We start from the raw sequence: 9,498 nt of genomic DNA on the forward strand, positions 1-9,498 counted from the left end.
CGTCCGCCGCAGCGGGCGGGGCGGTTCGCGTTCCCGACGGCCGCCCCCGGCACTGTTCCCGAACCGTTCACTCCCCCGGCACCCGGTGCTCACCCACCCCCGGCAGGCTGCCCGAAGAGAAGTTGGCTATACAACTTCGACCGCCGGCTCGCCGAGGAGACCACCATGACCACCGAGCTGTCGCCGTACTGGCTGCGCGACAACTGCCCCTGCGCCGAGTGCCGCGACCCACGCAACGGGCAGAAGCTGTTCCAGATCACCGACCTGCCGCAGGACCTCGCGATCGCCGCGCGGGCCGAGCTGGACGGGCACCTGGAGGTGCTCTGGTCGGACGGGCACCGCTCCCGCTACCCGTCCGGCTGGCTGGCCGTGGAGGCGGACGGCGACGGGCGGACGGAGTCGGACAAGCGACTCTGGGCCGCCGCGGACTTCGCGCACGGCGTCCCGGAGGCGCACTGGGAGGCGTACCTGGCCGACCCGGCCGAGCGGGCCGCCGTGCTGGCCGCCGTGAGCCGCTCCGGCTTCGCCGTGCTGCGCGGCGTGCCGGTGCGCGAGCGGCAGGTGCTGGAGGTCGCGCAGACCTTCGGGTACGTGCGGGCCACCAACTACGGCGAGCTGTTCGACGTCCGCGTCGAGCCGGACCCGAACAACCTGGCGTTCACCAGCGCCGCGATCGCCCCGCACACCGACAACCCGTACCGCGACCCGGTGCCGACCCTGCAGTTGCTGCACTGCCTGGAGAACTCGGCGACCGGCGGCGACTCCGGCCTGGTGGACGGCTTCCGGGCCGCGGCGCTGCTGCGCGAGGAGGCGCCGGAGCACTTCGCGGCGCTGACCCGCACCCCCGTGCCGTTCGTCTTCCGCGACCGCGTCAGCGAACTGCGCGCCGACCGCCCGCTGATCGAGGTGGACCCGCTCGGCCGGATCCGCGAGGTGCGGTTCAACAACCGCTCGATCGCCACCCTGCGCGGCCCGGCGGCGGAGCTGGACGCCTTCTACGCCGCGTACCGCGCGTTCGCCGCGATCACCCTGCGCCCGGAGCTGCGGCTGGACTTCCGGCTCGACCCGGGCGACTGCCTGATCTTCGACAACACCCGTCTGATGCACGCCCGGACGGCCTTCGCCCAGGACGGCCGGCGCCACCTCCAGGGCTGCTACGCGGACGTGGACTCGCTCGCCTCCACCCTGGCCGTGCTGCACCGCCGCTCGGCCGCGCTGGACGAACTGGAGGCGCTGTTCGCGGGCGAGGGCGCCGGGGAGTACCTGGGCGAGGCGGTCACCATGGCCGAGCACATGCTGCAGGCCGGCGCGCTGGCCGAGGCGGCCGGGGCGGCCCCGCACCTGGTGGCGGCGGCGCTGCTGCACGACGTCGGCCACTTCCAGGGCGCGCTGCACGGACGGGATCTGATGCATGGTCAGGACAACCGGCACAGCGACACCGGGGCCGACTGGCTGGCCCGCTGGTTCGGCCCGGAGGTCACCGGGCCGGTCCGGCTGCACGTGGCGGCCAAGCGCTACCTGTGCGCGGTCGAGCCGGACTACCGCGCGCGGCTGTCCGAGGCCTCCGAGTACACCCTCCGGGTGCAGGGCGGCCCGATGTCCGAGCAGGACGCCGCCGCCTTCGCCGCCCACCCGGGCGCGCGGGACGCGGTGGCCGTGCGCCGCTGGGACGAGCAGGCCAAGGAGGCCGGGGCGCCGGTGCCGGACTTCGCCCACTTCCGGCCGCTGCTGACCTCGCTGATGCGCTGACGCACCGTCAATAAAAAGAGGGCGGCCCGCACTCCGGGCCGCCCCGCCGCCCTCGTCAGTCCATCTCCCGCGCGTGCCGCGAAAGCGCCGAGGTGGCCAGCGAGTTGTGCACGCTGAACGCCACCGTGCCCGGCAGGTAACGGTCCTGGGACCACTCCACCGGCGTGCCGGTCGGGTCCGTCGTGCGCCGCCGCTCGCGCAGCAGCGGGCCCCCGCGCCGGCAGCCGAGCAGCCGGGCGTCGTCCCCGTTGGCGGCCACGATGTCGATCGTGTGGTCCGCGTCGGTGAACAGGATCCCGTGCTCGCGCAGGACCTCGGTGTGCGAGACGACGTCCGGCGGCAGCTCGGCGACGATCTCGCCGACCCGCGGCGGGTAGACGGTCCGCTCGACCATCACCGGCGTGCCGGAGAGCGTGCGCAGCCGGACCATGACGTAGACCTCGTCCCCCGGTTCGAGGCGCAGCTGCTCGCGCTCGGCGGCGTCGGCCGGGCGGCGCACCATCGAGTCGAGTATGCCGCCGGGCTCCTCGCCCATCGAGTACGCCCAGCGGGTGAAGCTGAGCAGTTCGGAGAAGCTCTGCACCCGGGCCGTGCCGAGCACCACCCGGCGGGTGCCCCGGCGCGAGGTGACCAGGCCGTCCGAGCGCAGCACGGCGAGCGCCTGGCGCACCGTCCCGCGCGAGACGCCGTACTGCTCGGCGAGCGCGCCCTCGGCGGGCAGCCGTCCGGCCTCGCCGAACGCGCCGGTGGTGATCGCCTCACGCAGGTCGGCGGCGACCTTCCGGTAGAGCGAACCGGCCCCGCGCTCGGCTCCGGAAGCGCCGGCCGCGGCCACCTCCGGCCCGGCGCCCCCACGCCCCGACTCCAGTGCCACGTCAGTCAATGTCCCTCCTGGCGGTGTCCCCGCGCAGCCCGTAACGGCGCCGGACAGCCCGACCATATCCCGCTGCGCCACCGAAGCATCGCACCTGCCGAACACTCGGCCGGCGGCCCGATTCGACCGTTCCCGCAGCCGACCCCGGGGCTGGGCCATCCGTTCACCTTCCCGTCACCGGGCTCCGGCGTACTTACCCACGTCAGCGAAGTTGGCTAGTCAACTCGGACGACGGCGACCGGCCGCTCACCCCGGCCGTCCCGCCGCCCTTCGCGAGACGCAGGCCCGCGGAACCCCCCGCGAACGCCCCCTCGCAGTACGCCCCCTTAACAGGAGACTTCCCCGTGACCGTGCACCGCGCCCGCGCCGCCGCCTTCGCGGCCGTACTGACCGCCGCCGCGCTCTCCCTCACCGCCTGCGGCTCCGCCGGGTCGAGCGCCAAGGCCGGCGACGCCGCCAAGGCCGGCGCCAAGGACGCCAAGGAGGCCACCTCCGCCGCCGACTTCGGCGGCATGGACGGCCTGGTCGCCGCCGCCAAGAAGGAGGGCAAGCTGCACGTCATCACGCTGCCCCGGGACTGGGCGAACTACGGCAAGATCATCGACTCGTTCAAGGCCAAGTACGGCATCGAGGTCGAGGAGGAGAACCCGGACGGCTCCAGCCAGGACGAGATCAACGCGATCAACTCCCGCAAGGGCCAGGACCGCGCGCCCGACGTGGTCGACCTGGGCAGCGCCTTCGCCCTGCAGGCGGTCAAGGACGGCATCCTCGCCCCCTACAAGGTCGCCACCTTCGACAAGGTGCCGGACACCATGAAGGACGCGAACGGCGCGGCCGTGAACGACTACGGCGGCTACGTCTCGATCGGCTGCGACGCCAAGAAGATCGCCAACTGCCCGAAGACCTTCGCCGACCTGCTCAAGCCCGAGTACAAGGGCCAGGTCGCCCTCAACGGCAACCCGACCAAGTCCGGCTCGGCCTTCGGCGGCGTCTACGCGGCCGCGCTCGCCAACGGCGGCTCGCTGGACAACGTCCAGCCCGGCATCGACTTCTTCGGCAAGCTGAAGCAGTCCGGCAACTTCAACCCGGTCGAGTCCACCCCGGCCACCATCGAGAAGGGCGAGACCCCGATCTCGATCGACTGGTCCTACCTGAACGCCGGCTACACCGACGAGTTCAAGAACAAGGGCATCGACTGGAAGGTCTCCATCCCGACCGACGGCTCCTACGCCCAGTTCTACAACCAGGGCATCAACAAGTGGGCCCCGCACCCGGCGGCCGCCCGCCTGTGGCAGGAGTACCTGTTCAGCGCCGAGGGCCAGAACCTCTTCCTCGGCGGCTACGCCACCCCGGCCACCTTCGAGGCGCTGAAGAAGGACGGCACCCTGGACACCGCCGCCGCCGCCAAGCTGCCGGCCGTCGAGAAGCCGTTCACCACCTTCCCGACCGTGGACCAGATCAACGCGGCCAAGAAGGTCGTCACCGAGAACTGGACCAAGGCCATCGCGGGCTGACGGACCGTCAGCGCCAACTGCCGGCACTCTCCGAACGGGCTGAAGAAGCACTCATGACCACGGCTCCCACCCCGGTGCCGACCACCCCCGCCGCCACCCTCCCCGGTGGCGGCGCGGGGGCGTCCGCCACCGCCACGACCACCCCCGCCACCACCGCCCCCACCCCCCGGCGACGCCCGCTCGCCCGCCTCGGCGGCGCCTCCTGGCTCGCCACCGTCCCGCTGCTGCTGTTCTTCCTGATCGGCTTCGGGCTGCCGACCGTCGCCATCGTCATCGGCGCGTTCACCACCTCCAGCGACGCGGAGACCGGCGCCGGGCGGTTCACCTTCGACAACCTGGCGGACTCCGTCCAGGGCGGCTACCTGACGGCCATGCTGAGCAGCCTCAAGCTCTCCGCGCTGACCGCGCTGCTCGCCACCCTGATCGGCCTGCCGATCGCCCAGGCGGTCGTCACCTCCCGGCACACCTGGCTGCGCCAGGCGGTGCTCACCGCCTCCGGCGTGCTCGCCAACTTCGGCGGTCTGCCGCTCGCCTTCGCGTTCGTCGCGACCCTCGGCAACGCCGGCGAGATCACCAAACTGCTGAACCTCACCGACCACGGCTGGTCGCTGTACTCGTTCACCGGCCTGACCGTCGTCTACCTGTACTTCCTCATCCCGCTGATGGTGCTCACCATCACCCCGGCCCTGGACGGCCTGCGCATCCAGTGGCGCGAGGCCGCGCAGAACAACCGCGCCACCACCGTCCAGTACTGGCGCCACGTGGCCCTGCCGATCCTGCTGCCCTCCCTGCTCGGCGGCTTCGTGCTGCTCTTCGGCAGCGCCTTCGCCGCCTACGCCACCGCCGCCGCCATGGTCGGCGCGACCGTCCCGCTGGTCAGCCGCTCGATCGCGGACGCGCTCTCCGGCAACGTGCTGGTCGGCCAGGGCAACCTCGCCCTCGCCCTCAGCCTCAACATGATCGTGGTGGCCGTCCTGGTGATGGCCGTGTACCTCCCCCTCCAGCGCCGGAGCGCCCGATGGCTCAGCTGACCAACCCCGCCCCCGCGGTGTCCCGCCGACCGAAGGTGCGCTGGTGGCGCGGCGCCGTGCTGCTGCTCGCCGGCGTCTACTTCCTCGTCCCGCTCGCGGCCTCCGCCTGGTTCTCGGTCGACGACCCCCAGGGCATCTCCTTCGAGGCGTACACCGGGCTGCTCTCCGCCCCCGGCTTCCTGGACAGCCTCTGGCTGACCCTCGGCCTCGCCGTCGTCACCGTGCTGGTGCTGCTGCTCCTGCTCGTCCCGGCGCTGATCGCCGTCCGGCTCGGCGCCCCGAAGCTGCGCCCGGTCATCGACGTGCTGTGCACCCTGCCGCTGGTCGTCCCGCCGGTCGCGCTGACCGCCGGCCTGATCGGCGTGCTCCGCTGGGGCCCGGACTACCTGATGGACACGCCGTTCTTCCAGACCTTCGTGTTCATCCAGGACCCGGACTTCCCGCTGGTCCTGGTCATCGCCTACGTGCTGATGGCCCTGCCGCTCGCCTACCGCGCCCTGGACGCCGGCCTGCGCTCGGTGGACGTGCGCACCCTGGTCGAGGCCGCCCGCAACTGCGGCGCGAGCTGGCCGCGCGCGGTGTTCACCGTCGTCCTGCCCAACCTGCGCGGCGCCCTGCTGAACGCCTCCTTCCTCACCCTGGCCCTGGTGCTCGGCGAGTTCACCGCCGCCTCGATCCTCGGCTTCCAGCCCTTCCCGGTCTGGATCTACTCGGTCGGCAACAGCCAGGCCCACATGTCGGTCGCGGTCTCCATCCTGAGCCTGCTGCTCACCTGGCTGCTGCTGCTCCTGCTGGCCACCGTCGGCCGCGAGCGCCGCACCAAGACCGCCACCTCCTGACCTCCCCCGCACCTCCGGAGAACTCCCGTGACCTCCCTCGCCGTTGAGACCCCCGCCACCCGATCGGGCGGCGCGACCGTCGAGTTCCGCTCGCTGCGCCGCGCGTTCGGCGCGACCACCGCGCTGGACGGCCTCGATCTGACCGTACGGCCGGGCGAACTGCTCGCCCTGCTCGGCCCGTCCGGCTGCGGCAAGACCACCGCGCTGCGCATCCTGGCCGGCTTCGAGCAGCACGACTCCGGCCAGGTGCTGGTGGACGGCCAGGACATCACCGCGATCCCCGCCCACAAGCGCGACGCGGGCATGGTGTTCCAGTCCTACAGCCTCTTCCCGCACCTGACCGCGGCCGACAACGTCGCCTTCGGCCTGCGGATGCGCGGCGCCGGCAAGGCCGAGCGCCTCAAGCGGGCCCAGGAACTGCTGGAGCTGGTCGGCCTGCCGCAGCACGCCGGGCGCTACCCGCACCAGATGTCCGGCGGCCAGCAGCAGCGCATCGCGCTCGCCCGCGCGCTCGCCCTGCGGCCCCGGGTGCTGCTGCTCGACGAGCCGCTGTCCGCGCTGGACGCCAAGGTGCGGCTGTCGCTGCGCGAGGAGATCCGCCGCCTCCAGCAGGAGCTGGGGATCACCACCCTGTTCGTCACCCACGACCAGGAGGAGGCACTGTCGATGGCCGACCGGGTCGCCGTGCTGCGCGCCGGCCGCCTGGAGCAGTGCGCCGCCCCCGCCGAGCTGTACGCCCGCCCCGCCACCGCCTTCGTCGCCGAGTTCGTCGGCACCATGAGCCGCATCCCCTGCGAGCGCTCCGGCGACGGCGTCGAGGTCCTCGGCCGCCGCCACGCCGTGGACGGCGCCCTGCCCGCCGACGGCGCGCTGCACGTCCTGGTCCGCCCGGAGAACGTCCGGCTGACCCCGGCCCCCGACGGGCTCGCGCTGGTCGTCTCGGCGTCCTTCCTGGGCGCCGTCACCCGCCTCACCGTCCGTCTCGACGACGGCACCGAGGTCAAGGCCGACCTGCCCACCGAGGCCGCCGCCGCCCTGCCGATCGGCTCGCGCGCCGCCCTGACCCTCCCGGAGCGACCGGTCCTGGTCGACCGCCGTACGGTCTGACTGTTCCCATGCTCCTCCTCCGAAGGTACCGCCATGCCTGAAACCCCCCCACCCGCCGCCGTCCTCTTCGACATGGACGGCACCCTCGTCGACACCGAGCAGCTCTGGTGGCAGGCCGCCGCCGAACTCGCCGACGAACTGCGCCACCCCCTCACCGACGCCGACGCCCCCGAGGTGCTCGGCCAGGCGATCGAGCACACCGCCGCCCACCTCCACCGGGTCAGCGGCACGTCGTTGACCGAGGCCGAACTCGCCACCCGCCTCGGCGACTCCTTCGCCGGCAAGGTGGCCGCCGAGACCGTCCCGCGCCCCGGCGCGCTCACCCTGCTGGCCTCCCTCCGCGACGCCCGGGTACCCACCGCCCTGGTCTCCGCCTCCCCCCGCCGCGTCGTCGACATGGTGCTGGGCACGCTCGGCCGCGACTGGTTCGCCGTCACCCTGGCCGCCGAGGACACCCCCCGCACCAAGCCCGCCCCGGACCCCTACCTCGCCGCGGCCGCCCTGCTCGGCCTGGACCCCGCGGTGTGCGTCGCCGTCGAGGACACCCCCACCGGCGTCGCCTCCGCCACCGCCGCGGGCTGCGCCGTCCTCGCCGTCCCCTCCACCGACACCGCGATCCCGTCCGGCTCCCGGGTCACCCTCCTCGACAGCCTGGAACACGCGGACCTGGCCCTCCTCGGGAAGCTCGGCACCACTCCCCGGGTTTGACCCCCCATGCCCTACGTACTCCTCACCCTCGCGATCCTCAGCGAGGTCTGCGCCACCAGCTGCCTCAAGCTGACCGAGGGCTTCAGCAGGTTCTGGCCGAGCGTGGGCGTGGCCATCGGCTACGTCCTCTCCTTCGCTCTGCTGGGCCGCGCCCTGAAGCACATCCCGGTCTCCGTCGCCTACGCGGTCTGGTCCGGGGCGGGAACGGCGGCCGTGGCGGGCATAGGCGTCGCCGCCTTCGGCGAGTCCCTGGGCCGCCTCCAGTGGTTCGGCATCGCCCTGATCATCGTCGGCGTCGTCGTCCTCAACCTCAAGGGCGGCCACTGACAGCATTCGTTCGGGCCCCGTACGCACCGCGTACGGGGCCCCTCGTGCTCCCGGCGGCCTCGAACGACCACGGCGGCGGCGTCAGGCGCGGGGGCCGAGGAAGAGGCCGCCCGTCGCGTCGATGATCTGGCCGGTGATCCAGCGGGCGGCGTCGGAGGCCAGGAAGGCGACGACGTCGGCGATGTCCTCGGGTGCTCCCAGGCGGCCGAGGGCGGTCGAGCGGGTGATGGTGTCGGTCAGGCCCGGGGCCTCGAAGACGGGGGCGTTGGCCGGGGTACGGGTGGCGCCGGGGGCCACGGCGTTCACGGTGATGCCCCGGGTTCCCAGGTCGTTGGCGAGGGTCAGGGTCATCGTCTCGACGGCGCCCTTCGTCATCGCGAACGACGTCTGGGCGGGGTTGGCCATCCGGGTGGCCACGGAGGAGATCGTGATGACGCGCCCGCCGTCGGGGAGCAGGGGCAGCGCGCGCTGGATGGTGAAGTAGGGCGCGCGCACGTTCACCGCGAAGAGGTGGTCGAACTCCGCCCGCGTCGTGACGCCGAGCGGTCCGGCGGGCGGGGCGGCCGCGTTGTTGACGAGGACGTCGAGCGGACGCCCGGCCAGCGCCGCCTCGACGCCCGCGAAGAGCGTGTCGACGTCGTCGTCCGTGCCCAGCTCCGCCCGCACGGCGAAGGCGGTTCCGCCGGCCCGTTCGATCGCCTCGACGGTCGACGCCGCGCCGGCCTCGTCCGTGCCGTAGTGCACGATGACCGCCGCCCCGTCGGCCGCCAGCCGGGTCGCGATCGCCTGGCCGATCCCGCGTGACGCCCCGGTCACCAGAGCCGTCCTCATCCCCAACCACCCCAAACCTGGTAGTGACTACCATTCAGGTAGGGTCTACCACATGCCAGAACAGCACTCAACCCTCCGCGCCCGACGCCGGGCCGAGACCCAGCGCCTGATCCAGTCCCACGCGGTACGGCTGTTCACCGAGCGCGGCTACGACGCGACGGCGGTGACCGACGTCGCGGAGGCCGCGGGGGTGTCCCCGATGACGGTCTACCGGCACTTCCCGACCAAGGAGGACCTGGTGCTGGCCGGTCAGGACGCCGACCTGGTCGCCGCGCGGATCGCCGCCTCCCCCGCCGGCCGGCCCCTGGCCCACCGCATCGGCCGGGCGCTCATCGGGGCCGCCGCGGAGTTGACCGGCGACGGCGGCGAGCTGACGGCGGACGGCCGGTTCCTGCTCGCCCGCCTCCGGCTGATGATCACCACACCGGCCCTGCGGGCCCGGCACCTCGACAACCAGTACGCCCTCCAGCAGACGATCGTCGCCGCCCTCGGGGACGTCGGCGAAGTCACCGGCGCGG

Annotated in this window: 10 protein-coding genes; 8 read left to right on the plus strand and 2 right to left on the minus strand. The window is 73.2% G+C overall.

Translation table 11 applies throughout. The features are described from left to right. Window positions 1-165 precede the first annotated feature (165 nt). Window positions 166-1,749, plus strand: a complete 1,584-nt coding sequence (gene tmpA, locus ABD308_RS26965) for a 2-trimethylaminoethylphosphonate dioxygenase (RefSeq protein ID WP_344339610.1) — start codon at window positions 166-168, stop codon at window positions 1,747-1,749. Between the two features lie 55 nt (window positions 1,750-1,804). On the opposite strand, the gene ABD308_RS26970 is transcribed toward tmpA, so the two are convergent. Beyond that, window positions 1,805-2,623 carry a GntR family transcriptional regulator gene (locus ABD308_RS26970; protein ID WP_344339681.1) on the minus strand — a complete coding sequence of 273 codons (819 nt, stop codon included), beginning with the start codon at window positions 2,621-2,623 and terminating at the stop codon, window positions 1,805-1,807. A gap of 344 nt (window positions 2,624-2,967) precedes the next feature. On the opposite strand from ABD308_RS26970, the gene ABD308_RS26975 reads away from it, so the two are divergent. From ABD308_RS26975 to ABD308_RS27000, 6 genes are read left to right on the plus strand one after another with little or no spacing between them, the layout of a single operon-like run. Next, on the plus strand, window positions 2,968-4,137 hold the full coding sequence (locus ABD308_RS26975; protein WP_344339614.1) for an ABC transporter substrate-binding protein: 1,170 nt from the start codon (window positions 2,968-2,970) through the stop codon (window positions 4,135-4,137). Between the two features lie 53 nt (window positions 4,138-4,190). After that, complete coding sequence (locus ABD308_RS26980; protein ID WP_344339617.1) at window positions 4,191-5,168, plus strand: ABC transporter permease; 978 nt, start codon at window positions 4,191-4,193, stop codon at window positions 5,166-5,168. Next, window positions 5,156-6,007, plus strand: a complete 852-nt coding sequence (locus ABD308_RS26985) for an ABC transporter permease (RefSeq protein WP_344339619.1) — start codon at window positions 5,156-5,158, stop codon at window positions 6,005-6,007. The genes ABD308_RS26980 and ABD308_RS26985 overlap by 13 nt, the downstream gene beginning before the upstream one ends. A gap of 27 nt (window positions 6,008-6,034) precedes the next feature. Next, window positions 6,035-7,114: an ABC transporter ATP-binding protein gene (locus ABD308_RS26990; protein WP_344339622.1), complete on the plus strand. Its 1,080-nt coding sequence runs from the start codon at window positions 6,035-6,037 to the stop codon at window positions 7,112-7,114. A 33-nt stretch (window positions 7,115-7,147) separates the two neighbouring features. Continuing rightward, entirely contained in the window at window positions 7,148-7,822 is a 675-nt protein-coding gene (locus ABD308_RS26995; RefSeq protein ID WP_344339626.1) for an HAD family hydrolase, read from the plus strand. 6 nt (window positions 7,823-7,828) lie between these two features. Beyond that, window positions 7,829-8,149 carry a DMT family transporter gene (locus ABD308_RS27000; RefSeq protein ID WP_344339630.1) on the plus strand — a complete coding sequence of 107 codons (321 nt, stop codon included), beginning with the start codon at window positions 7,829-7,831 and terminating at the stop codon, window positions 8,147-8,149. 81 nt (window positions 8,150-8,230) lie between these two features. Here the strand turns inward: ABD308_RS27000 and ABD308_RS27005 are convergent, their stop codons facing one another. Further along, window positions 8,231-8,995 (minus strand): SDR family oxidoreductase, encoded by a 765-nt coding sequence (locus ABD308_RS27005; RefSeq protein WP_425554856.1) that lies wholly within the window; start codon window positions 8,993-8,995, stop codon window positions 8,231-8,233. A gap of 37 nt (window positions 8,996-9,032) precedes the next feature. Between ABD308_RS27005 and ABD308_RS27010 the strand changes: the two genes are divergently transcribed. Then, the coding region (locus ABD308_RS27010; protein ID WP_344339637.1) for a TetR/AcrR family transcriptional regulator at window positions 9,033-9,498 on the plus strand (466 nt) is incomplete at its 3' end.

The sequence above is a fragment of the Kitasatospora putterlickiae genome, assembly GCF_039527695.1.
Taxonomy (GTDB): domain Bacteria; phylum Actinomycetota; class Actinomycetes; order Streptomycetales; family Streptomycetaceae; genus Kitasatospora; species Kitasatospora putterlickiae.

Excerpts from the sequence above, each read along its gene's own strand:
- tmpA (WP_344339610.1), top strand. The coding sequence starts at position 166 with ATGACCACCGAGCTGTCGCCGTACTGGCTGCGCGACAACTGCCCCTGC.
- ABD308_RS26985 (WP_344339619.1), top strand. The coding sequence starts at position 5,156 with ATGGCTCAGCTGACCAACCCCGCCCCCGCGGTGTCCCGCCGACCGAAG.
- ABD308_RS27000 (WP_344339630.1), top strand. The coding sequence starts at position 7,829 with ATGCCCTACGTACTCCTCACCCTCGCGATCCTCAGCGAGGTCTGCGCC.
- ABD308_RS26995 (WP_344339626.1), top strand. The coding sequence starts at position 7,148 with ATGCCTGAAACCCCCCCACCCGCCGCCGTCCTCTTCGACATGGACGGC.
- ABD308_RS26980 (WP_344339617.1), top strand. The coding sequence starts at position 4,191 with ATGACCACGGCTCCCACCCCGGTGCCGACCACCCCCGCCGCCACCCTC.